Source organism: Nocardia sp. NPDC046763 (genome assembly GCF_040645495.1).
Lineage (GTDB): Bacteria > Actinomycetota > Actinomycetes > Mycobacteriales > Mycobacteriaceae > Nocardia.
Map to the genome: position 1 here is coordinate 129,824 of NZ_JBEYYI010000006.1, position 23,571 is coordinate 153,394.

Consider the following 23,571-nt stretch of genomic DNA (forward strand, 5'->3'; position numbering starts at 1 on the left):
CGACCGCTACCCGGTCCTGCCCAGCTCGACCAGGACGGCGACGAATTCCCGCAGGAAGGATTTTCGGGTCAGCAGCCGGGAGGTGCGTGCACCGGTCACCTGGGCACGCAGCCCCAGTCGCTGGACCAGCCCGGCCGTCCGCAGCACGTGAAAGTCGCTGGTGACCACGGTTATTCGCGCCTGCTCCGGATCGATTCCGCGCCCGCGTAACTCCCGGACGGTGAACCGCAGATTCTCCTCGGTATTGCGAGACCGGTTCTCGCGCAGGATTCGATCATCCGGAATGCCTTGCGCCACGAGATAATCCGCCATCGCCTCCGCCTCGGCCATGGTTTCGCGGCCGCTCTGCCCGCCCGAGGCCACCAGTAGTGGCGTACGCCCCCGGCGGTGTTCCTCTCCCATCACCTCGAGCGCCCGGTTCAGACGCCTGGCAAGCATCGGTGCAACCCGATCGTGGCGCAGCCGGCAGCCGAGCACGACCACCACCTCCGCGCCGGGGCGCGGGGAAAGCCGTGCACGACCGACCGTATAGCCGGTGAAGCCGAGGAACGGCACCAGCATCGTGGTCCCCGCCAGCGCCAGGACCACTCGCCATCGTCGCATCCCGCCTGTACCTCCTGCTCCGCGCCGAGTCGGCACTGTTCGAGCGGCCTGTCACAAGCCCGGATGAACAGTACTTCCCACGCCGGCGGCGAGGCCGGGCGGCAGCGGATTCGGTCAGAACGCGAAGACGTAGGTGCTGCGGTTCTCGGCCTGACACTTGTTGGCATAGGTGTGCCGGTAACTCACCGGGTTGCCGTGCCAGACGCCGTCCGCCGCCACGGTCACCGGGTCGTAGATCATGGTGCAGAACCGCATCGGGTGGCCGGACAGCTTCTCGAAGTCGCCTCCGGCCGCGGTCAGCTCGTCACACGCCGCCGCGGCCGCCGGGTGGGTGCCCGCCACCACCGGTGAACAAGCCAGCAGCACCGTCTGCTGACTCGACGAGCTCTCCAGCGAATCGCCCTGTGCCAGAGTCAAGGTCAGCGCGGACGGCGATCCGTCCGCGACCGGGTCCGCCTGTGCCGCCGGCACCGCGACCAGCGTCGCCACCACACCCAACCCCGCTCCGACCACACGAACACAAAAGGACATGAGTCACCTGCCTCCTCGAATACGGCTTCCGCCGAATGCGGCTTCCACCGATCGATCGGTCGCGCACCGCTCAGTGTTTCGCCCGGGCACGCACCGCCCCCGCGACGGGCCCTGGCGCTGCCACGCGATGGCGCCCGCATCGGTGAGGGCGTGGTCGGCCGACGTGTCCTTCAGATCGACCCCCGACCTGCCGAGCCGACGAGCACCCTCGACCAACCCCGTGACGACGTGAGCCGCACGCTCGTACGAGAGCCCTTCCGGCGGATGAATATTCGAGATGCAGTTCCGCTCGGAATCGGATCGTCCGGGTCGCGGGCAATGGGTCAGATAGATCCCGAGACTGTCGGCGACCGAGAGCCCGGGCCGCTCCCCGATCAACACCAGCACCGTCCCCACACCAAGCGCCGCTCCGATGTGATCCCCCAGCGCCACCCGGGCCTGCGTGGCGATCACCGGCGGAGCGAGCGTGTACCGCCCCTCGAACGCCGCCAGCAACGCCGCCAGCATGGGAACCCCGTGATCGGCCAGTGCCTTCGACGAAAGCCCGTCTGCCAGAACGAAACCCACGTCCGTCCCGCTGTGCGGCACCGCTGGTTCATCGGTCCCGGGCAGCCGCCCGAGATCCGGACGCCGCAGATACTCCGAGCGATCGCTCGCCCTGCTGCGCACGTGCACCGGCTCACCGAGCCCGAGACCCGTCACCTCGGCGGCCAGGACCGCGATATCGAGCGGACTGTGCACGGCATCCCGGGCCGCCGCATGCGCCGCACGGAACTCGAGGACCTCGGTGGTCGACAAGGCGTCACCGGTGCGCCGAAGTCCGATGCGTGCCTGGGTGGTTCGCCGCAGATCATCCCAGAACGCATGTGCCGCAGCGTGCTCGGCGCGTCCGACGGGAGAGAGCGGTTCGCTGTAGCTCACAGATTTCCTTCCTGATTCGGCCAGGGATACGCCCACCGGCTGGCATCCCGCGGGCGCGCGCTGCTCGCCGCGGATTGCCGCGAGTGGCGATCCGGCCGCTGCCGAGCGATACCGATACCGGCGGACCGGGGCGGAGCGCCCGGGCCGGTAGCGGCGCCGATGCCACGAATCTCGTTGTGATCTCCGAGGTTTCGTCGCTCATGATAGGCGCGCGCCGACACCGGGCCGATCGTCATGCCGCCCCCTTGGCGAGGGCCCGGAGTGGGGAGGTCAGCGGCTCGACGGGGAGGATGCGGCCGGCCGGGCCGAGCATGCCGAGGTGGTCGAGCCAGGCGGCGAATTCGGGAGCGGGGCGGAGGTTGAGGATCTGGCGGGCGTAGAGCGCGTCGTGGTAGGCGAGGCTCTGGTAGCCGAGCATGACGTCGTCGGCGCCGGGGACCGCGATGACGAAGGGGCAGCCCGCGGCGGCCAGCAGGGTGAGCAGGGTGTCCATGTCGTCCTGGTCGGCTTCGGCGTGGTTGGTGTAGCAGACGTCGACGCCCATGGGGAGGCCGAGGAGCTTGCCGCAGAAGTGGTCCTCGAGGCCGGCGCGGATGATCTGCTTGCCGTCGTAGAGGTATTCGGGGCCGATGAAGCCGACCACTGTATTGATCAGGAACGGGTCCAGGTGCCGGGCGATGGCGTAGGCGCGGGCCTCGAGGGTCTGCTGGTCGACCGGCTTACCGCCGACGCCCAGGTGCGCGCCCGCCGAAAGCGCCGAGCCCTGACCGGTTTCCAGGTACATGACGTTGTCGCCCACGGTCCCGCGGCGCAGCGACCGGCCCGCCTCGTTGGCCTCGCGCAGCAGCGAGATGGTCACGCCGAAGCCGGAATTCGCGCCCTCGGTACCCGCGATGGACTGGAACACCAGATCCACCGGCGCCCCCGCCTCGATGAGCCCGAGCGTGGTGGTGACGTGCGAGAGCACACACGACTGCGTCGGAATCTCGAATCGCTGCCGCACCTCGTCGAGCAGGTACAGCAGATCCGCCGTGGCCCGCGGCGAATCGGTGGCCGGATTGATGCCGATCACCGCGTCCCCGCAGCCCAACAGCAGCCCGTCCAGCACCGCCGCGGCGATCCCGCGCGGATCATCGGTCGGATGGTTGGGCTGCAATCGGGTGGCGAGCGTGCCCGGCACCCCGATGCTGGTCCGGAACCCGGAGCGCACCTCGGCCGCCCGCGCGACCGCGATCAGGTCCTGATTGCGCATGAGTTTGCTGACGGCCGCGGCCATCTCGGGCGTGACCCCGGGCGCGACCGCCCGCAGGGCGGCCGCGGCGTCGGGCCGGGCGGCCACCGCGAGCAGCCAATCCCGCAGCCCGCCCACCGTCAGATGCGAAATCGCCCGGAACGCACCCCGATCGTGCCCGTCGATGATCAACCGCGTGACCTCGTCGGTCTCGTACGGCACCACCGGCTCCTCCAGGAAGACGCCCAGCGAAACCTCGGCCAGCGCCCACTGCGCCGCCGCCCGCTCGGCGTCGGAGTGCGCCGCGCACCCGGCCAGTTCGTCCCCGCTGCGCCGCGGTGTGGCCTTGGCCAGCAGTTCGACCAGCCCGTCGAAGGTGTAGGTGCCGCCGCCCAGGCGCTGATGGAAGATCACCCTCCCGATGGTCCGGGCCCATATTGCCGGTCGGTAACCACCGCTTTCCCCTGGCATTACTGCGCGTTACGCGTGCCGGACCGCCTGGGACCGGCGTCCTCCTCCACGATGCGCAGGTCGGCCCGCGACCCCGGGGATACCATGGCGCCATGGCAGGCACCTATCAGCCGCCCTGGCTGCGCACCGTCGATCTCGGCGAGCAGTTCCGCACCCTCGGTGTCTGGTGGCGGCAGCCGCACCGGCTGCGGCGCGCCGTCCAGGCCTATCGGAATCTGCTGGCGGTAACTCCGGCGTGCATCGCCTACGCGTTCGCACTGTTCATCACCTGGTGGACGCTGCGCGGGGCCAGCGACATCGTGGGCCGGCGGCTGATCTTCTCCGCCTCCACGAATCTGCGCAATATGCAGAAGGATCCGATCCAGGTGCTGGTGGCCTCGGCCTTCTGGACCGACGGCGGCTTCCCGTGGGGCGACATTCTCGTCCTGGTCACCCTGATGGCGCTGGCCGAGCGCTGGCTGGGGTCGCTGCGCTGGATCCTGGTGGTGGCCATCGGTCATGTCGGCGCCACCCTGATCACGGTGATCGGCATCGCCCACAAGCTGGACAAGCAGCTGATCGCGACCCGGGTGGCGTTCGCCTCGGATGTCGGCCCGAGCTACGGCATCTCGGCGATGATGGCCACGCTGACCTTCCGGCTGCGCGGCCCGGCCCGCTGGCTGTGGGCGCTGACCATGGTGGTCTATTACGCGTACGGCGTCTGGCACGGCCGCACCTTCACCGACTACGGCCATTTCTTCGCGCTGCTCATCGGTTTCACGGTGGGCGCGATCGCGGTGGCGCTGTCGCACCACCTGGTCGCGGTGCGAGCGCGCAAGGCCGCGGCGAAATCGGTCCCGGTGGCCGCGAATCCGGCCGGGGCTACAGGAGATTCGGCCGGGGCTACCGCGGATTCAGCCGGGGCTGCCGCGGATTCAGCCGGGGCTGCCGCGGATTCAGCCGGGGCTACCAGGGATTCAGCCGGGGACGGGGTCGATGCGGCCGCGGTCGCGCTGGGCGAGCCGGATGGCCGGCTCGACGAGGCGCGCCGCGATCGGGCCGAACACGGCCATCATTAGCACGTAGGCCGAGGCCAGCGCGGCCAGCCGCCCGCTCACGCCGCCCAGCGAAACCGCCAGTCCGGCAATGACGATGGAGAATTCGCCGTGAGCCACCAGGGCCGCGCCGGCGCGGGCCCGGCCCATGCGGCGGATGCCCTGCCACGATGCCGCCCACCAGCCGGTGCCGAGCTTGGTCAGTGTGGTCACCACCGCCAGCAGCACCGCCCAGCCCAGCACCGGCGGGATCGCCCGCGGATCGGTACTGAGCCCGAAGGCCACGAAGAAGATGGCCGCGAACAGATCCCGGATCGGTTCGAGGAGTTTCACGGCCTCCTGCGCGGTGGATCCGGAGATGGCGATGCCGAGCAGGAACGCGCCGACCGCCGCCGACACGTTCAGCGCCGAGGCCGCGCCCGCCACCAGCAGGGCCGCGCCGAGCAGCTTGAGCAGGAACACTTCCTGGTCGTTGCTGTCGACGATGGCCGACACGTAGCGGCCGTAGCGCAGTGCCACGATGAGCACCACGGTGATCGCCACCAGCGCGATGGCCAGCGACCGCAGTCCGCTGGCGAAGCTCAGCCCGGCCAGCATCATGGTGAGGATCGGCAGGTACACCGCCATGGCCAGATCCTCGAACACCAGGATGGACAGCACCACCGGCGTCTCGCGGTTACCGAGGCGGCCCAGGTCGTTGAGCACCTTGGCGACGATGCCGGAGGACGAGATATAGGTGACGCCGCCCATGGTGACCGCGCCGGTCGCGCCCCAGCCCAAGACCAGCGCCACCACCACGCCCGGCGCGGCATTGGCGACGATGTCGAGCAGGCCCGCCAGCCAGGAGCGGCGCAGTCCGGTCACCAATTCGGCGGCGGTGTACTCCAATCCGAGCAGCAGGAGCAGCAGCACCACGCCGATCTCGCCGGCCATGTGCCCGAATTCGGTGGCGGCGCGCATCTTCACGATGCCACCCTCGCCGAAGGCCAGGCCGCCCAGCAGGTAGAGGGGAATCGGCGACATGCCGAAGCGGGCGGCCAGTCGCCCCAGCATGCCGAGCGCGAACAAGATCGCGCCGAGCTCGAACAGGGCTAGACCGGTCGAATCCACAGGTTCAGCCGTCGGCCAGAATGCGAGCGGCCGCGTCCAGCCCGTGCGGCGTACCGACGACGACGAGCACGTCCCCGGAGTCGAGCACCTGATCCGGTCCCGGTGACGGGTGCAGCTGCCCCGCCCGCATGATGGCCACGATGGAGGCCTTGGTCCGCGTCCGCATGGCGGTCTCGCCGAGCATCCGTCCCCGGTACGGCGATTTGCCGCCGATGGTGAGCTGTCTGGTGGTGATCCCGGGTAGGTCCGAGTGTTCTTCCTGGAGCTGTTGCACCAGCTGGGGCGCGCCCAGCAGATTGGCCAGGACCGCGGCCTCGTCGGTCGTCAGGGGCACCTGGGCCTGGCACGCGTCCGGGTCGTCCCGCTGCGACACGATGAGATCGATGCCGCCGTCCCGGTGCGCCACCACTCCGATCCGCCGCCCCGATCTGACCTCGAAATCCTTCCGCACACCGATACCGGGCAGCGCTGTCACATCGACGTTCACGCAGTCCAGATTAGGACAACCCGCGCGAATCCAGGGGAGCTACGACCCGGCAAACGCGGCCTGCACGAGTCACACGATGCGGGCGCGCGCCGGGTCACTCCGCGGTGAGCGGTGCGAACGATCCGTCGGGATCGGGCAGAAAATCGGTGACCTCGACGACTGCGGTCAGCGGCAGTGGGCCGTACAGGTGCGGGAAGGTCATGGAGTCCGGGTCGGTGGGCACGCCAGGCTCCCACTTCACCGGGGAGCCGAGCCGGGCCGGATCCAGGTGCAGCAGCACGAGATCGGTGCGGCCGGCGAAGAGCCGATTGGCGGGCAGGTGGGCCTGGTAGGGCGCGGAGAGGTGGATGAATCCGGTCTCGGCCAGTGAGGGGGCGCGGTATTCGCCTGCGGCGCGGGCGTTTTCCCATTCCGCCCGGGAGCAGATGTGCAGCAGGGTCGGCGGTGTCGTGTCCTGTTCGGTTCCCACCTGTCCAATCTAGGTGAGTGCCGCAGAGTTCAGAACGGTTCGGGCCGGCCCGGGTGGACGGAGATGTCAAGGAGCGAGCTTGAACCATTCCACGCAGTTGTCCCACATCTGAGGTACCGGGTAGTGCGCGGCCCCGGCATGTCGCGTCAACTGCAACCGGCCGGCGTAATCGGGGTACCTTTCGGCGAGGGCGGTCTGGAAACGTTGGGCTCCATCCGGGGGGACGTGCTGGTCTTCTGCTCCGCATTCAATAGCAATCGCGGGTTGGTGGTCGTAGGACGCAAGGTTTGTCAAGGGGTTGATTCGGTCGTAGAAGAAGTTGCCGTACGCATCGGGGGTACCCATGGGAAGGAGTTCGTCCGTCCGGACGGGGTGGTGCATGCCGGGGCGGAGCCAGTCAGGTGTGGCGAGCATCGCCGCTACCGAGGTGATTCGGGGGTCCAGTCCTGCAGCGGCGATGGCGATGTCACCGCCCATGGAGATACCGCCGACACCGATGCTGGAGGTGACGCCCAAATGCGTTACGGCCCAATCGATGACGCGTAGGGTGTCGAGGGCGGTCCGGCCGAGTATAGGCCACATATTGCGGCGGAAATCGCCGAAGACCCTTGCCGAGAGTTGTTCCGGGGACTCACTGCCGCGTTGGCCGTGTTGCCAGGGGTCGAAGCTGAGGGCGACGAACCCGGCTGCGGCGAGCTGCCGAAGCTGAGGCAGCATGTCCTCTTTCGTTCCCGTGAAGTACGGAAGCCAGAGGACGAGGTGGGCAGCCTGCCGCTTATCTACGGGATCTACCCAGATGACAGGGATATCGTCCACTGTTGCCGATGAGGTCGGTTCCTCGGGTGAGGTCTGCATGATCAATTCCTTCCGCCCTCTGCCACATCAGGGCCAGATAAAGCTAAGCTTGATAGCCATCAAGCTAATAATATTAGCTTTGTTGGTCAAGCCGTTACGTCCGATGACTCGAGTTCACAACGGTGGGGTACCGCTGCGGGCAACCGCCGGTGCGGTCCCGAGCCGGACCGGCGACCCTCCCCCGCACCCTCGGACGGTTCGCGCCATCTGGTAGACCGGCAGGTACGACTCCCCGTACCCGACCGTCCGAGGAACCATGAATCCGTCCAGCATCATGTCCGCCCGCGACCTCGAGTTCCTGCTCCACGACTGGCTGCAGGTGGAGTCGCTGACGGCCCGCGAGCGCTTCGCCGACCACTCCCGTGACACCTTCGATCAGGTGCTGCGGCTGTGCCAGGACCTGGCCACCACCTACTTCGCACCGCACAATCGCGCGAACGATCTGCACGAGCCCACCTTCGACGGCGAGCGTGTGCACATCATCCCCGCGGTGGGCAAGGCATTGCAGGCCTTCGCCGACGCCGGAATGATCGGCGCGGCAATGGATTACGAGATCGGCGGCATGCAGCTGCCGCACTCGGTCTATACCGCGTGCATGTCGTGGTTCCACGCCGCCAATGTCGGCACCGCCGCCTACGTGCTGCTCACCACCGGCAATGCGAATCTGCTTGCCGCGCACGGCAGCCCGGAGCAGATCGACGCCTACGTGCGCCCGATGCTGGAGGGCCGCAGCTTCGGCACCATGGCCCTGTCGGAGCCGCAGGCCGGGTCCAGCCTGGCCGACATCGCCACCCGCGCCGTGCCCGCCGCCGACGGCTCCTACCGTCTGTTCGGGCACAAGATGTGGATCTCCGGCGGCGACCACGACCTCTCGGAGAACATCGTGCACCTGGTGCTGGCCCGCATTCCGGGCGCGCCGGAGGGCACCCGCGGCATCTCGCTGTTCGTGGTCCCCAAGTTCCTGCCCGACGCCGAGGGCAACCCGACCGTCCACAACGACGTCGCGCTCTCGGGCATCAACCACAAGATGGGCTGGCGCGGCACCGTCAACACCGCCCCTGTCTTCGGCGACGGCAACTTCACCCCCGGCGGCGAGCCGGGCGCGATCGGCTATCTGGTGGGCGCGCCGAATCACGGTCTGGCCCAGATGTTCACGATGATGAACGAGGCCCGCATCGGGGTCGGCCTGGCCTCGACGGCGCTGGGCTACACCGGCTTCCTCAAGTCCCTCGACTATGCCCGCACCCGCCCGCAGGGCCGCCCGGTCAGTGCCCGCGGCGGCGCGCAGGTGCCGATCATCGAGCACCCGGATGTGCGGCGCATGCTGCTGGCCCAGAAGTCCTATGCCGAAGGCGCACTCGCGCTGCAGCTGTACTGCGGCAAACTGATCGACGAACACCGCACCGCGGCAGAGGAATCCGACCAGGCGCGCGCCGCCACCCTGCTGCGCATCCTCACCCCCATCGCCAAGTCCTGGCCCAGCCAATGGTGCCTGGCCGCCAACGATCTGGCCATCCAGATCCACGGCGGCGCCGGCTACACCCGCGACTACGACGTCGAACAGCACTACCGCGACAACCGCCTCAACCCCATTCACGAAGGCACCCACGGCATTCAGAGCATGGACCTGCTCGGCCGCCAGGTCACCCTGGACAATGGCGCGGCCCTGGCCGCGCTGCTGGAGACCATGGCCGCCACCATCGCCGCCGCCCGCGCGACCGGCGACGCCGAGCTCGCCGAGTACGCCGCCGCCCTGCAGGCCGCCACCGGCCGCCTGGCCGCCACCACGGCCGGCCTGTGGCGCGCGGGCAATCCCGAGGCGGCCCTGGCCAATTCGGCGGTCTATCTGGAGGCGTTCGGCCACGTTGTGCTGGCCTGGATCTGGCTCGAGCAGGCGGTCACCGCCACCACGTCGTCCGCCCAGGACCGTCCGCACGCAGGCGAGTGGGAGACCTTCCGGCAGGGGAAGCGGCTGGCCGCCCGGTACTTCTTCCGCTGGGAACTTCCGCGCACCACACCGCAATTCGACCTGCTCGACTCCTTCGATCGCACCACTCTGGAACTCGACGAGTCCTGGTTCTGAGCCCGGCGGCGCGAATCCGCCGTTCGCGCTGCGCGAACAGCTCCGGGAACCCGTGCGCCACTACGGCGTCGGCGCGGAGCCATGGATCGAGGTCAGGCCGGTCGCGGACCGGCCTCCAATCCAGCCGCCTTGATTACGGTTTGCTGGCGTCCCAGCCACAGAGGCCAAAGGGAGTGTGAGTGTCGGTGTGCCCGGGTAGTCTCCGGGTAGACAACTCGATCAGCGTGTTCGAACGGGAGGTTTCGACATCTCCGGGGGCAGTCACCAGGACCTGTTCGCTTTCAGCGAACTCGCAGGTCGTGTTACAGAAAACACACGGGAAACTGCACGGGAACAAAGTGCTCGCGCCGAACGTCTGACAGAGTAGTCAACAACCACTGCTGGGAAGTAGCGGTAGCGAGGTTCGCGGAATGGACCGCGGGCCCCACACCAGGCGAACGGTGCGTGAGCACCCAGAGCCAGGACGGAGGAGTCATGCCAGGAACCCTGACAAGCACCCCACTGACCGCGGTCGATCGTTGCGACCGCTGCGGGGCGGCTGCGCGCGTGCGCGCAACCCTTCCTGCCGGTGGAGAGTTGCTCTTCTGCCAGCATCACGCCAACGAGCACATGGATCGTCTTCGTGAGCTCGAGGCCGTGATCGACACGGAGTCGGCACCGGCGCTGTAATAGCTCCTCCACATCGGAGAGACTCGATCGGGAGTCACCGTTCTCCGAGAGCCCGCTCGACAATTGAATCTTCCCAATAGAAAACCCGGCAGCGGGCGACCAGCAGGTCGCCCGCTGCTGCTGTGTACGGGACCAGTCGACACGAGATGTGACCGGGGACACGCCAATTACGCTGTGGCCGGGGACACATGAATCCCGCGGTGCGCAACGCGAGATTCGTCATGTGCGCACGGCGAGATCGGGCGGGTACAACGGATGGGTGCCACAGACCTCGCAAGCCACCTACCTGCAGGATCGACATATGGTCGCGGTCTGGACGTGGAACGGCCACGTCCCCGGAAGCGCACCGCGAGACCTGGGCGAGGTGGAGACCCCCACCCTTGCCGTTCCCGGCCGGGACGGCATCGGCGTCACGGATGTGGAATGCGCTCTGGTGGAACCGGAACGGTTATGCACTCTTGCTATCGACAATCCTGCGGACTCGATAGTTCTGCTCCGCGAGGCCCTCGAGACGGAGGTCGAGGCGCGGCGGCTGCCCGTGGCCGCGCACGCCGTCCCGAATGCCACCGGGACCGCAATCGTCTCGGCGGGCCGGACCCTGCGGGCGCTGCGGGACACCGTGACGCTCGGCGCCGAACTGCGCTCCGGGCTGAAGGCCGAGCTGCGGCCCTACCAGGCGCGCGGCATCACCTGGTTGCGCGAGACCACCGCCGCGTACGGCGGCGCGGTGCTGGCCGACGAGATGGGCCTGGGCAAGACGGTGCAGGCCATCGGGTACCTGCTCGGGAAGGCCGGGGACGGGCCACAACTCGTAGTGTGTCCAACCTCACTGGTGGGCAACTGGGCGTACGAGATCGAGCGATTCGCGCCCGGACTGCACGCGGTGGCCTGGCGGGGCGGGCCGGCGCCGGAGGCCGAGCCGGGAACGATTGTGGTGACCGGGTATCCGACCCTGCGCGGGCACGGTGCCGCACTGGCCGGGCAGCGGTGGGCCACCGTGATTTTCGACGAGGCGCAGGTGCTGAAGAATCCGCACACGCAGGTGGCGAAGGCGGCGCGGGCGATTCCGGCCGGGGCGCGGATCGCGCTGACCGGTACGCCGGTGGAGAATCACCTCGACGAACTATGGGCGCTGCTGAATCTGATCGCGCCGCAGGAGTTCACGCACCGGGCGCAGTTCCGGCGGCGGTTCGTACGGCCGATCAGCGAGGGGTCGGCGAGCGCGGCGCTGCGGCTGCGGGACGCCGTCGAGCCGATCGTGCTGGGCCGCCGCAAATCCCAGGTGGCCGCCACGCTGCCGGCCAAGATCCACTGCGATCTGGTGTGCGATCTGAGCGCGGAGCAGGAGCAGCTCTACGACCGGCTGCTCGATCGGGCCGAGGCGGCCGGGTTCGGGACCGGTGCGCAGCGGCACACGCGGGTGCTGGCGGTGCTGACCGAGCTCAAGCAGGTGTGCAATCATCCCGGGCTGATCACCGGGGAGCTGGACGACTTGGCCGGGCGCTCCGGGAAATTCGACGTCTGCTCCGACATTCTGGCCAACAACCTCGATGTGGACGCGCCCACGCTGGTGTTCACCCAGTACCGCAAGACCGGTGAGCTGCTGGTCCGGCACTGCGCCGAGGAGTTCGGGGTGCGGGTGCCGTTCTTCCACGGCGGGCTGAACCAGCAGCAGCGCGGGGAGATCGTCGCGGACTTCCAATCACCGGACGGCCCACCCATATTGGTGCTCAGCCTGCGGGCAGCGGGCACCGGACTGACGCTCACACGGGCCGCCGACGTCATCCATTTCGACCGCTGGTGGAATCCGGCGGTGGAGGCGCAGGCGTCGGATCGCGCGCATCGCATCGGACAGACCCGCACCGTCACCGTCACCACGCTGACCTCGGGCACCACCATCGAGGAGCACATCGCGGGCATGCACGACCGCAAGTCGGCGCTCGCCGACCTCAGCGATGCGGCCGGAGTCGCGGAACTGGCGCGACTGGACGACGAACGACTGCTGGAGCTGCTGCGCCGGAAGCGGGAGAACTGAGATGGCGGACAACGAATTCGGGTACACCGCCTGGGGCAAGGACTGGGTGCGACTCGCGGAACCGCTCAGCCTCAGCAAACCCGAGCCGCTGCTCCCCCGCGCGCGTAGCATCGCCCGCAACAACGGGGTCCGGACCGAGATCGAGGGCACCGTGGTGCGGGCGCACATTCATCGCGGGTCGGAGGCGTCCGTGACGCATCTGGAACTGACATCGTTCCCGCGCGCCACCATCGACGCCATCGCCGCCGTGGTGCCCGCCGACACCCTCACCCTCAGCGACGACCTGCACGCCGCGGTCGTCGCCGCGGGGATCTCGGTGACGCCCATCCTCGCGAGCACCGACTGCACCTGCCGCGCCCGCAACGCCCGCTGCCTCCACATGCTCGCCACCTGCTACGCGGTGGTCCGCCTGATCGACGAAAACCCCTGGCTCGCCTTGGATCTCCAGAGCTATCGGAGCGCTCCACCCGCCACCGACGCCGCCACCCCGGAATCGATCCCACGCTGGACGCCGATCGACGCCCTCGATCCAGCCGTGTTCTTCGGCTGAGCAGGGCAGCCCGCTCGGCCGCCCGGGTTGTCGGACCCGGCGGCTACCGTCGGCCCATGGCGATCTCCACATACGCGTTCACCGCCGAACTCTGGGAATGGGAGGCACAGGCCTCCTGGCATTTCGTGAGCCTGCCCGAGTCGGTCGCCGACGAGATCGAGGAGCGCTTCGGGCACACCGCCGGCGGATTCGGCTCGGTGAAAGTGAAAGTCGTGGTCGGCGGCAGCCGGTGGTCGACCTCGATCTTTCCCGACGGCAAGCGCGGAACCTATGTGCTGCCGGTGAAGAAGGCCGTCCGCGTCGCCGAGGGGCTGAGCGCGGGCGACCCGGTCGAGGTCGAACTGCAGATCGTGTAGTCCGCGCTGGTCAGAGGCGGCGCAGGGCCGCGATGCGCTGGGAGAGCTGATCGGCGGTGGCGAGAGCTGTTGGGGGGCCGCCGCATTCGCGGCGTAGGTCGCCGTGGATGACGCCGTGCGGTTTACCGGTGCGGTGGTGGTGCATGGCGACCAGGCTGTTCAGTTCGCGGCGCAGCTCGGACAGGCGGTCCGAGGTGGCGGCGCGTTCGACAGCGGCCTCCACGCCGGCGCCCGAGGGGCGAGCCTCGGCGGCGGCGCTGCGTTCCTGGAGCTGACGGGACTGGCGTTCGCGCAGCAGGGCGCGCATCTGATCGGCGTCGAGCAGGCCGGGGATGCCGAGATAGTCGGCCTCCTCGTCACTGCCGGAGAAGGTGGCGGTGCCGAAGGAGTCGCCGTCGTAGATGACCTGGTCGAGTTCGGCGTCGGCGGCCAGGGCGATGAACTTCTTCTCCTCCTCGCCCGGCTCGTCCTTCTGCCGGTTGGCGTCGATGAGCAGTTCGTCCTCGAGCGCGTTCGCCTCGCGGTGCGGCTTGCCGATGACATGGTCGCGCTGCAATTCCAGCTGGGCGGCCAGATCCAGCAGCACCGGCACCGAGGGCAGAAACACGCTGGCGGTCTCACCGGTCTTGCGGGCACGCACGAAACGGCCGATGGCCTGCGCGAAGTACAGCGGGGTGGAGGCGCTGGTGGCGTAGACGCCGACGGCCAGGCGTGGGACGTCGACGCCCTCGGACACCATGCGCACCGCGACCATCCACGGGTCGGTGCTCTCGCTGAACTCGCCGATGCGGTCGGAGGAGTCCGGGTCGTCGGACAACACGATGGTCGGCTTGGTGCCCGAAATGTGTTCCAGCAGTTCGGCGTAGTCGCGCGCCTTCTCCTGGTCGGTGGCGATCACCAGGCCGCCCGCGTCGGGCATGCCGGTGGCGCGCAGCTGGCGCAGGCGGGTGTCGGCGGCGGTGAGGACCTTCGACATCCAGTCGCCGGCCGGGTCGAGGGCGGTGCGCCAGGCGCGGGCGGTCTGCTCGGCATTGAGGGGCTCGCCCAGGCGGGCCGAGTACTCCTCGCCCGCGCTGTCACGCCAGTGCGCCTCGCCGGAGTAGGCGAGGAAGACCACGGGTCTGACCACGCCGTCGGCGAGCGCCTCGGAGTAGCCGTAGGTGTGGTCGGCGCGCGACTTCTCGAAACCGGACTCGTCGGCCTCGTAGGTGATGAACGGGATCTTGGAGTCGTCGCTGCGGAACGGGGTACCGGTCAGTGCTAGTCGGCGGGTGGCGTCACCGAACGCCTCCTCGACCGCCTCACCCCAGCTCTTGGCGTCACCGGCGTGATGGATCTCGTCCATGATCACCAGTGTGCGGCGGTTCTCGGTGCGCACCCGATGCTTGAACGGATGCGACGCGATCTGCGCGTAGGTGACCACCACGCCGTGGTAGTCCGACGAAGTGGACCCGGTCGAGTTGGAGAAGTTCGAATCCAGCTGAATCCCGTTGCGCGCGGCCGACGCAGCCCACTGATGTTTGAGGTGCTCGGTGGGTGCGACCACCGTCACCTGGTCGACCGTGCGGTCGTTGAGCAGCTCAGCCGCCACGCGCAGCGCGAACGTGGTCTTACCCGCGCCGGGGGTGGCGACGGCAAGGAAGTCGCGTGGCTTGGTCGTCAGATACTTGGTGAGTGCCCTGCGCTGCCATGTACGTAACGAACCGCCACCACCCGAAGTCACTCGGTAGAGAGTAGCGATCGAACCCGACAGCTTTCCAATCCGACACAGCCCGGCGGAGTGCCGCACGACACATCGCGGGTCCGGTCCCATTCGAACCGCTGGTAGGCGATGCTTAGGCCACGATGAACGCGCACGACGAATCTCCGCAACACGCCGACGCGTCGGCGCCGACGGTGTCCGTTGTGCTCGCCGCCACACGCTGGGGCCGGGTCCGGCAGCTGGTGGTCCACGTCGCGGCGAAGGCGTGGAACGACGCGATCTTCGCCAAATCCGCGGCGGCCGCCTTCTGGCAGACGCTCTCGCTTGCCCCGCTGCTGCTGGGACTGCTCGGCAGCCTCGGCTATGTCGGGCACTGGTTCGGCCCGAACACGCTGAACATCGTGCAGTCCAAGATCGTCAGCTTCGCCCGGAAGGCCTTCAGCCCCAGCGTGGTCGACAGTCTGGTGCAGCCGACCGTCAACGACGTGCTGCAGCGCGGCCACGGCGGGGTGGTGTCCGTCGGCTTCGTGCTGTCACTGTGGGCCGGCTCCTCGGCCATGGCCACCTTTGTCGATGCCATCACCGCCGCGCACGGCCAGGCCGCTGCCCGCCACCCGGTCTGGCAGCGAATCTTCGCGCTGCTGCTCTACGTCGGCTTCCTCGTGATCGCGGTGCTCATCCTGCCGCTGATCGCCTTGGGCCCCACCCTGATCGGCCGGGTCCTCCCCCACGGCTGGCGCGGGCCGGGCCTGCGTCTCATCGACGCCTTCTATTACCCCGGCACGGGCCTGCTGCTGATCATCGGCCTCACCTTCCTCTACAAGACCGCCCTCCACCGCACCTTGCCCTGGCATCGGCTCTTCGGCGGCGCGCTGGTCGCCGGCGTGTTCTTCATGGCCGCCAGCGAGGGCCTGCGCCGCTATCTGGCGTGGGTGACCCGGACCGGTATTTCCTACGGCGCGCTGGCGACACCCATCGCCTTCCTGCTGTTCACGTTCTTCCTGGGTTTCGCCATCATCCTCGGCGCCGAATTCAATGCCAGCGTCGAGGAATTCTGGCCCGCCCGCGCCACCCGGCTGGCCCAGTTCCGCCACTGGTGGAACGCCCGCAAACAGTCCCGGCCGGCGGACCCGGCGCCCACCGCACCGGAACCGCAGGACCCGCCGCCCATGGCGGAGTCGCGGTCACTGCGATCCAGCCCGTAGGCCCGGTTCGGCCGACTCCCCCTCGGTGCGACGCGCCGAGAAGTACGCGGCAGCCGTGATCGCGATCGCGATCACAACAGGCGCGAAGGCGATGGCGAGGTTGTCGGGCCGATCGGCCATCAGGAAGGCCGCGGCCAATGTCTGTGCGGGAACGCCCCATTGGACGGCAGCCAGAACCCCCGCGCCATGGCCGGCCCGGTGCGACCCCGGCTTGGCCAATCGCCGCCGAGTCCACCCCGAGCTCGCCCCGATAACAGCGGTCGACACCAGCCCCGCCCCGATCCACGGGCCACCCTTCGCCCCGTCCGCCAGTACCGCGAACCCGGTGACCGCGGTCAACAGCGTGAACACCGGAACCGACAACAGCGTGAGCCGCACGGCCCGAACAGCCCCGTCAACCCGAATCCCGCTGGGTTCCAGGCGGATTCGAGCCAACTCGGTGCACTGCACCCCGACGAGGATCGTCAGCGCGAGCGCAATGGTGATGTGTGTAGCCAACAACAGCGGATTCGCCATAGGACCAACCTTTCCTGAGTTCCGACTCAGAATAACCATTTACTGAGTACTAACTCAAGAAATCGGATCCGGTTGACACCCAAGGCTTCACAGCGCGAACGAGCAAGGGAGCCCCCGAGACCGGAGCTCTATACCGTGGTTATCCCTCAGCTCACCACGGCCGCCGGGCGAGCCTTTCCGAACCTGCCTCGGCCCCGCGTCGGATCGGGCGGAACATCACTGGTACGAGCCGGGGGCCGTCGATGCCCCGCCCATATCCCGGCCCGGACGGCAGACCCCGGCAGTAATGCAGCCCGCCAACCTGCCACTGACTCGATGACCGGCCTGCTCGACATTGCCTCCGAGGCGGGCAGGGGTGACGATCGCTGCATGAAGAACGATCGGTTGGACGAGATCTTGGGGCTGCTCGACAACAACACCTGCACGCTGGAGGCGATCAAGGACGAATTGCTTGGTGACGAAGGGCCGGACGGGGTCAACGAGAGCCGAGCGGCCGGGGACGATGAGGCGGGACAACGCGGCCCGTGAGTTCCGCGCAAGCCTCCGGATCCCTACCCATTCGCACCGGAATCGGTTGCGCCGCTTGGGCGATTGCTGCGCTCATGGCCAGAGTGATGCGCACGCCGTCACGGGAGTTGTCCGCGTCGAACGTCACCTCTTGGCGACATTCTTGATCACTCGGCCACCGTGGACGGTAGTCGTGCAGGCAGTCGAGGCCGAGGTGGCGAGGCAGCCGTGTCCGGCCGACCATTCCAACGACAAGGTTCTCGCTGAAAGCCCTCCAGCGCAGTCGATCCCACCTCCGGGTACGCGCCGAACCAATGGAGACGCGCTCGGGTTTCACGTTGCGTTCCAATCCGTCCCGGCGTGTCGGCAGTTCAGACTTCAGATCCACTACGCGGAAAGGCTCATCGGGTTGTCGATGCGCCGCGACGGGTCCAGAATAATCGTGTCGCTGCTGCTGGGTGGAATAGGACAACAAAGTGGGACAGCGGATCATCGAGGTGCCCCTCGACAACGAGCGGACGGTCTTCGTCGAGGTGTCCGATTCGGATAGCACAATTAGCGGGGATGCACTCTCGCCCATAGCCGGCGTCGGCGAGACCTTCACGCAGGCAAGCAGATCGGTGCAAGCCGCCCTGGACAACGTGATCAAACCCGTGATCGAAACAATCGGTGTGCGGCTGGTTCAAGGGGTGCATCCGCCCGATTCCATGGAGTTGGAGTTCGGGCTGAAGTTGTCGGCAAAAGTCGGGGTGGTGCTTTCGTCGACCGAGGCGGAAGCCCATATCACTGTCAAAATGGCATGGAAGCGTTCGCAACTCGAAACCGTACCGCCACCGAGCCAATAACGACAAGTGCGGCAATGGCTCCCACACAATCCTTGGCCGATAGCGGACTGGTCCGGTTCACCTATCGAAACCGGCCGGTCGGTGCCGGGTTCGTCATCGACGAACGTCATATCCTGACCTGCGCCCATGTGATAAACGCGGCCATCGGCCGTGACCTCTTCGCGCAAGAACGGCCGAATACGGTCGGTTCGGTAGCGGTGCGTGTTGAACAGCAATGGATTTCAGTTGAGACCCCCGAGTTGGTGCGATGGATACCACGCGGCATGGACCGACGCGGCGATATCGCGGTGGTCGAAGCGATCGGTGGGCTGCCGAGCGGCACCCGAAGGGTGCCGCTGCGCTGGCCTTCGCGCGGCGAGGACCATCCCTTCAGCGTGCAGGGTTTTCCGGACGGGATCCTGCTAGGAGCAAAGGGCTGGATTCGCCGCCAGTGGACCATCGGCGAGGAATGGGTACAGCTGGAAGGCGACAGGACAGCCGGACGCGCGGTGACCGAGGGCTTTTCCGGTGCGCCGATCTGGGACACCACCCTGCCGGGTGTGGTGGGTATGGCAGTCGCGCGGGACGCAGCAGCGCCGGATGCGATGATCGCGGCGATGATACCGGTGGACCTGCTTGCGAGGTACTGTCCGGACCTGATTCCGTCACGGTTGGCCTTGGATCCGGCATTCGCTGAGTATTGGGACCCTCGGGCGCGCGGCGTGGAGACGGCCAGGGTGGCAGGAGCCTTCTTCACCGATCGAGTACGCGCTCTTACCGAACTCGTCCGGTGGATCACTGCGGACCCGGACCCCGGCGACAATCTCCGGGTGGTAACCGGCGGTCCGGGCTCGGGTAAGTCCGGTGTGCTGGCCCAGTTGGTGACGCGATCAGAACCGGGTTTTCGTCAGCGCTATCCACTTTCGCGCGATGATCCACTTTCCGAGTTGCCCACCGCCGCAATCGACGCGGCAGTCGATGCGCGCAGCCTCAGTTCGTCCCAGATCCTGAACGCGCTCGCCGAGGCGGTGGACTCCGACGCGTCTGACGTGAACAACCTGGTCAGTGATCTGGCCGTGTATGGCAAGGCCGTCACGTTCGTCGTGGATAGTCTCGACGAGTCGACGAACGCGCGAGGTGCCTCGAAAGACCTTCGAAACCTTGCGTGGCTGGCTCGCGATCTCGGCCTGCGGCTGGTTGTCGGCACCCGCCCAGGTGCTCATCGCACGTTGCTGAGCGAACTCGGTCAGACGGCGGAGAGTCGCGCCATGAACCTCGAGTCGGAGCACTATCTCAATACGACCGATCTGCGGTTGTACGTGCTCCGCCGACTGATGTTGAAAGGTGTGCCATCGGCGCGCTCTCGGTCGGATACGCCCTACCGGGGACATCCTCAACTAGCAGAGCGGGTTGCCAACCGGGTGGCGGCCCGGGCTTATCCCTCGTTCCTCATCGCAGCCCTCACCGCGGTGTGGCTTATCGATCGGTCAACGGTGGTCGATGTGGACGAACCCGACTGGGACGATTTTCCGACCACGGTATCCGACGCGATGCGTGCTTACCTGGACCGATTTTCCGACACCGACCGTATCCGAGTGGAAGACCTGCTGCGTCCGCTGGCGTATGTCTTCGGCGACGGCATGCCGCATGACGATATGTGGATCAGGCTTGCAGAGCGGCTGACACCCCACCATGGTCGGCACTACAGCGCCGACGATGTCGAATGGCTGCTCGAAAATGCAGGCGACTACCTGCTCGAAACTACAACGACCTCGTATGATGACGACTTCCCTGTACAGGTTTATCGGCTCTACCACCAGGCTCTGGTGGATTACCTGTGCAAGCGGGATGTCGCCCGCGGAATCGACGGCCCGCAGTTGGTGTTTCGCCAACTGTTCGCAATGGTGCCGCGCCGCAGGGGACAGCTGGATTGGCCGCGTGCCAATTCCTATTTGCGCACCCATATGGCCGATCACGCCGCGGTAAGCGGCCATCTGGGCGAGCTCACCGGCGACCCGGAGTACCTGCTGAACGCGTATCCGGTGACCCTGACGGCTCGCCTCACGCAATACGCGACCATCGACACTCCTGGAGCGCGGACATACCGCGTCGCTGCCGATTTTCTCGGCAACCCGGCGGACCGGTTGTTCCAGTTGCAGCTCTACGCCGCTCGCCTCGGAGAGCACGACCTGGAACGGAAACTCGCTGCGCTGCAGCCTGATTCGGGGCATCGACTGATCTGGACCCGCGAGCCCGACTTCAACCTGTCCCCGGATGGCGGTCGTCCTCCCGGCGGCATTTGGGTCGTCACGGTGGCCGAGCTGGACGGCAAGCCTGTCGCGGTGACCGGCTGTGCGGACCACACGATTCGAGTATGGGATATAGAAACCGGTGTGCCGCGCGGGGCACCGTTCACCGGGCATACCGGTGTCATCCTGAGTTTGGCCGTGACCAGCGCGCACGGTCGTCCCGCGGTGCTGAGTTCGGCTGACGACTCGACCGTGCGGCTGTGGGATCTCGCGACCGGCGAACCGATCGGCCCGCCCTACGCGGGCCCGGCAGGCGTCGTCATGGCTTTGGCGGTAGGCCAGCTGGCCGGGCGCGGTGTGGTGGTGACCGGCGGAGCCGACGGCAAGATATGGGTTTGGGACGCAGCCAGCGGCACCTCGATCGGCGACCCGTGCCTCGGACACAAGGGTGAGGTCCGGTCGGTGCATGTCGTGGAGATCGAAGGACGCCCGGTGGTGGTCAGTGGCGGTATCGACTGCACAATCCGGTTGTGGGACTTGGCCACCCATGAGCCGATCGGTGCACCGATTCACGCGCATACCGGGGGCGTCTGGTATCTCATCATCAGCGAGCTGGATGGCAGGCCGATCGCGGTCAGCGCCGGCGCGGACTCCACGCTGCGGGTTACCGATCTGATCAGCTGCACTCCGCTGGGCAACACGATCGCAGACAGCGCGTTCTCCGTATGGTCGGTTGCGGTCACCACACTCCACGGTCGGCTGGTCGCGATCAGCGGCTCGGATATGAGTTTGCGGATATGGGACCTGCGGACCGGGGAGCGAGTCGGCGAGCAGATCGATGGCAACCGCGGTGAGGTATTGGGCGTCGCGGTCGCACAGCTCGACAGTCGTCCGGTCGCGGTGAGCGCGGGCGGGGATTCCATTGTCCGCGTGTGGGATCTGGCCGACGGCACGTTGCTCAGCCCGCAGACTCCGGGCTACACATTCGGCATGTGGACGGTCTCCGCCACAACCGTAAACCGTGATCAGGTCGTGGTCAGTGGCGGCATCGATTCGACGCTGCGGATGTGGGATCTGGACACCGGCACCCAGATCGGGCCTGCGATGCACGGGCACAGCGGCGGGGTCTGGGTGCTGCGCACCACCCAACTGGCGGGCGCACCGGTCGCGGTCAGCGCGGGCGGCGACTCGACTGTCCGAGTCTGGGACCTGATCACCCGGCAGCAGATCGATGCCCCGCTGAGCGGGCACACCGGCGGGGTCTGGGCCATCGCCGTGACGCGACTGGGCGATCGTCCGGTCGTGGTGACCGGTGGCGCCGACGGGACGATCCGGATGTGGGATCTGGTCTCTCGGACACAGATAGGCCGCTCGCTCACCGGTCATGTCGGCGGTGTCAAGTCCCTCGCGGTCCTCGACACGAACGAGGGGCCGATCCTGGTGAGCGGCGGCGCCGACTCCACGGTCCGACTGTGGGATCTGCTCGCAGCCAGGCAGACTCACGATCCGTTCACCGGCCACAACGGCGGTGTCTGGTCGGTTGCGGTTACCGAGGTCGCCGGGCGGCGGATCGTCGCTGCGGCGGGCGCGGACTCGGAGGTGCGGATCTGGGATATGGACTCGCGCGCACTGCTCGGGGGCGGAAGTCCGTTGATGGGGCACAGCGGTGGGACGTGGAAGGTGGCCTTCGCCGAAGTCGCCGGTTGTCCGACGTTGATCAGCGGCGGTGACACCACGGTGCGGGTGTGGGACGTCGCCACTGGGGAAGTCTTGGACCGGGTGGAACTCGAGGTCGTGGTCATGTCGCTGACCACGTGTCCGGACTCGCGCATAGTGGTCGCCCACCACGCCGGGCTCACCGCGATCCGGACCTGACGGAGTTCATGAGCACATCAGCGCCGGGGCTGCTGCTGGGTAATACAGTGGATCCCGCCGCCACGCGCATATATCTCGCGCGCATCGACAGTGACGATGTCTCGACCGGGGTACATATCGGCCAGGATGCCCCGTGCCGGCTTGTCCCCTGGATCATCGAATCCGCACGCGATGACACCGTCGTTGACGACGAGATGGTTGATGTAGTTGTAGTCCACCCAACTCTCGTTGTCCCGGAGAACCTGTGGCGCGGGCATTTCCACAATCTCCCACGAGTTGCCGTTGACGTCGTGCGTGTCCCTCAGTGTTGCGATGATCTCCCGGGTTACGGGATGGTCGGGATGCGCGGAATCGTGCTGGGAATGCACCAGCAGCACCCCTGGCATCGGGATGGCCACGACATTGTCGACATGGCCGCGCGTGCCGAAACGCCCGCTGTCGCGGGTGAGGCCCTGGGGGAGCCAGACAACGTGCTCCGCACCGATGGTGCGGGCCAGCTCGGCTTCGATCGCCGTTTTGCCCAGGCCCGGATTGCGGCCAGGGTCCAGCTGCACAGTTTCGGTCACAAGCACGGTTCCCTTACCGTCGACCTGAATTCCGCCGCCCTCATTGACGATTCGTGCCGAGACGATCTCCGCGCCCGCAAGCCGGGCGACTCGCGCGCCGATCAGTTGGTCATGGTCCCAGCGTGCCCATTCCTGTGCGCCCCAGCCGTTGAACACCCAGTCGACCGCGCCGAGGCGGTTGTTCGCGTCGAACACGAATGTCGGTCCGATATCCCGCATCCAGGCATCGTTCAGCTGCGCCTCGACGATGTCGATGCCTGCAGAGAGGTACCGCCGGGCGACCGTCCGATCCGCCGGGTCGACGACCATCGTCACCGGCTCGAACCCTGCGACCGCGTGTGCCACCGCAGCCCAGGCGATCCGCGCATCGTGCACGCTGCTCGTTGTCGGGCCTGCCGCCCCCGCCGGCGGAAACGCCATCCAGATTCGCTCATGCGGGCTTGTTTCCGCTGGCATCACCCAGGCCACGGCCACTGCCTCTCCTTATAGCGTCCGTACATCTTACGACCGGAGGTGTTGCGGCTACGGTGTTACGGGGCGAACCGGCTGGTGCGCCGATCCAGCCTTCAGCACTCTCCCATCCGATCAAGGCGGACATGCCCGGGGAGGCGAGCAGCTCGGTCAGGTGGTGAGCACCCTTGAAAACGTCGGTTCGAGAAGGGCTTTCATGGTCGGCGCGATGGCGGCGGGCCGCGCGGCCGTCCTGGCGTCCGGCCTCCCCA

21 protein-coding genes are annotated in these 23,571 nt (G+C 67.6%); 10 read left to right on the top strand and 11 right to left on the bottom strand.

Features of this window, described 5'->3' with window-relative positions:
• Positions 1-6: 6 nt before the first annotated feature.
• The 4 genes from ABZ909_RS12195 to ABZ909_RS12210 form a co-directional block, all read right to left on the bottom strand.
• Positions 7-603: a YdcF family protein gene (locus ABZ909_RS12195; protein ID WP_356998115.1), complete on the bottom strand. Its 597-nt coding sequence runs from the start codon at positions 601-603 to the stop codon at positions 7-9.
• Positions 604-717: 114 nt separating this feature from the next.
• Positions 718-1,134: a subtilase-type protease inhibitor gene (locus ABZ909_RS12200; RefSeq protein ID WP_356998117.1), complete on the bottom strand. Its 417-nt coding sequence runs from the start codon at positions 1,132-1,134 to the stop codon at positions 718-720.
• Positions 1,135-1,137: 3 nt separating this feature from the next.
• The gene (gene eutC / locus ABZ909_RS12205) at positions 1,138-2,055 is read right to left on the bottom strand and encodes an ethanolamine ammonia-lyase subunit EutC (RefSeq protein WP_356998119.1); all 918 of its coding nucleotides are present in this window, start codon (positions 2,053-2,055) and stop codon (positions 1,138-1,140) included.
• A gap of 232 nt (positions 2,056-2,287) precedes the next feature.
• Positions 2,288-3,700, bottom strand: coding sequence for an ethanolamine ammonia-lyase subunit EutB (locus ABZ909_RS12210; protein WP_356998120.1), 1,413 nt, complete (start codon positions 3,698-3,700; stop codon positions 2,288-2,290).
• 149 nt (positions 3,701-3,849) lie between these two features.
• Here ABZ909_RS12210 and ABZ909_RS12215 point away from each other — a divergent pair, with 149 nt between their 5' ends.
• Complete coding sequence (locus tag ABZ909_RS12215) at positions 3,850-4,815, top strand: rhomboid-like protein (protein WP_356998121.1); 966 nt, start codon at positions 3,850-3,852, stop codon at positions 4,813-4,815.
• Here the strand turns inward: ABZ909_RS12215 and ABZ909_RS12220 are convergent.
• The 4 genes from ABZ909_RS12220 to ABZ909_RS12235 form a co-directional block, all read right to left on the bottom strand.
• Positions 4,714-5,901 (bottom strand): cation:proton antiporter, encoded by a 1,188-nt coding sequence (locus tag ABZ909_RS12220; RefSeq protein ID WP_356998122.1) that lies wholly within the window; start codon positions 5,899-5,901, stop codon positions 4,714-4,716. The two genes, ABZ909_RS12215 and ABZ909_RS12220, sit on opposite strands and share 102 nt — an antisense overlap.
• Before the next feature lie 4 nt (positions 5,902-5,905).
• Positions 5,906-6,388: a cation:proton antiporter regulatory subunit gene (locus ABZ909_RS12225; RefSeq protein ID WP_356998124.1), complete on the bottom strand. Its 483-nt coding sequence runs from the start codon at positions 6,386-6,388 to the stop codon at positions 5,906-5,908.
• 94 nt (positions 6,389-6,482) lie between these two features.
• Positions 6,483-6,857, bottom strand: a complete 375-nt coding sequence (locus ABZ909_RS12230; RefSeq protein WP_356998126.1) for a DUF952 domain-containing protein — start codon at positions 6,855-6,857, stop codon at positions 6,483-6,485.
• Positions 6,858-6,923: 66 nt separating this feature from the next.
• On the bottom strand, positions 6,924-7,712 hold the full coding sequence (locus tag ABZ909_RS12235; RefSeq protein WP_356998128.1) for a prolyl oligopeptidase family serine peptidase: 789 nt from the start codon (positions 7,710-7,712) through the stop codon (positions 6,924-6,926).
• Positions 7,713-7,968: 256 nt separating this feature from the next.
• Here ABZ909_RS12235 and ABZ909_RS12240 point away from each other — a divergent pair, with 256 nt between their 5' ends.
• The 5 genes from ABZ909_RS12240 (at position 7,969) to ABZ909_RS12260 (ending at position 13,405) form a co-directional block, all read left to right on the top strand.
• Complete coding sequence (locus ABZ909_RS12240; RefSeq protein ID WP_356998130.1) at positions 7,969-9,795, top strand: acyl-CoA dehydrogenase; 1,827 nt, start codon at positions 7,969-7,971, stop codon at positions 9,793-9,795.
• A 474-nt stretch (positions 9,796-10,269) separates the two neighbouring features.
• The gene (locus ABZ909_RS12245; protein WP_033087939.1) at positions 10,270-10,464 is read left to right on the top strand and encodes a hypothetical protein; all 195 of its coding nucleotides are present in this window, start codon (positions 10,270-10,272) and stop codon (positions 10,462-10,464) included.
• A gap of 301 nt (positions 10,465-10,765) precedes the next feature.
• A complete protein-coding gene (locus ABZ909_RS12250; protein WP_356998527.1) occupies positions 10,766-12,499 on the top strand; it encodes a DEAD/DEAH box helicase in 1,734 nt (577 codons plus the stop codon).
• Between the two features lies 1 nt (position 12,500).
• Positions 12,501-13,049, top strand: coding sequence for a hypothetical protein (locus tag ABZ909_RS12255; RefSeq protein ID WP_356998131.1), 549 nt, complete (start codon positions 12,501-12,503; stop codon positions 13,047-13,049).
• 56 nt (positions 13,050-13,105) lie between these two features.
• A complete protein-coding gene (locus ABZ909_RS12260) occupies positions 13,106-13,405 on the top strand; it encodes a DUF1905 domain-containing protein (protein ID WP_356998133.1) in 300 nt (99 codons plus the stop codon).
• A 10-nt stretch (positions 13,406-13,415) separates the two neighbouring features.
• On the opposite strand, the gene ABZ909_RS12265 is transcribed toward ABZ909_RS12260, so the two are convergent.
• Complete coding sequence (locus ABZ909_RS12265; RefSeq protein WP_356998135.1) at positions 13,416-15,128, bottom strand: DEAD/DEAH box helicase; 1,713 nt, start codon at positions 15,126-15,128, stop codon at positions 13,416-13,418.
• A 218-nt stretch (positions 15,129-15,346) separates the two neighbouring features.
• Here ABZ909_RS12265 and ABZ909_RS12270 point away from each other — a divergent pair, with 218 nt between their 5' ends.
• Positions 15,347-16,312: a YihY/virulence factor BrkB family protein gene (locus tag ABZ909_RS12270; RefSeq protein WP_356998529.1), complete on the top strand. Its 966-nt coding sequence runs from the start codon at positions 15,347-15,349 to the stop codon at positions 16,310-16,312.
• Here the strand turns inward: ABZ909_RS12270 and ABZ909_RS12275 are convergent.
• The gene (locus ABZ909_RS12275; RefSeq protein ID WP_356998137.1) at positions 16,292-16,828 is read right to left on the bottom strand and encodes a hypothetical protein; all 537 of its coding nucleotides are present in this window, start codon (positions 16,826-16,828) and stop codon (positions 16,292-16,294) included. The genes ABZ909_RS12270 and ABZ909_RS12275 overlap by 21 nt on opposite strands.
• 315 nt (positions 16,829-17,143) lie before the next feature.
• Between ABZ909_RS12275 and ABZ909_RS12280 the strand changes: the two genes are divergently transcribed.
• The 3 genes from ABZ909_RS12280 (at position 17,144) to ABZ909_RS12290 (ending at position 22,283) form a co-directional block, all read left to right on the top strand.
• Entirely contained in the window at positions 17,144-17,356 is a 213-nt protein-coding gene (locus ABZ909_RS12280; RefSeq protein WP_356998139.1) for a hypothetical protein, read from the top strand.
• Positions 17,357-17,811: 455 nt separating this feature from the next.
• Entirely contained in the window at positions 17,812-18,180 is a 369-nt protein-coding gene (locus ABZ909_RS12285) for a CU044_2847 family protein (protein WP_356998140.1), read from the top strand.
• Positions 18,181-18,443: 263 nt separating this feature from the next.
• Positions 18,444-22,283, top strand: a complete 3,840-nt coding sequence (locus ABZ909_RS12290; RefSeq protein WP_356998142.1) for a hypothetical protein — start codon at positions 18,444-18,446, stop codon at positions 22,281-22,283.
• Between the two features lie 17 nt (positions 22,284-22,300).
• On the opposite strand, the gene ABZ909_RS12295 is transcribed toward ABZ909_RS12290, so the two are convergent.
• Complete coding sequence (locus ABZ909_RS12295; RefSeq protein ID WP_356998531.1) at positions 22,301-23,317, bottom strand: agmatine deiminase family protein; 1,017 nt, start codon at positions 23,315-23,317, stop codon at positions 22,301-22,303.
• Between the last annotated feature and the right edge of the window lie 254 nt (positions 23,318-23,571).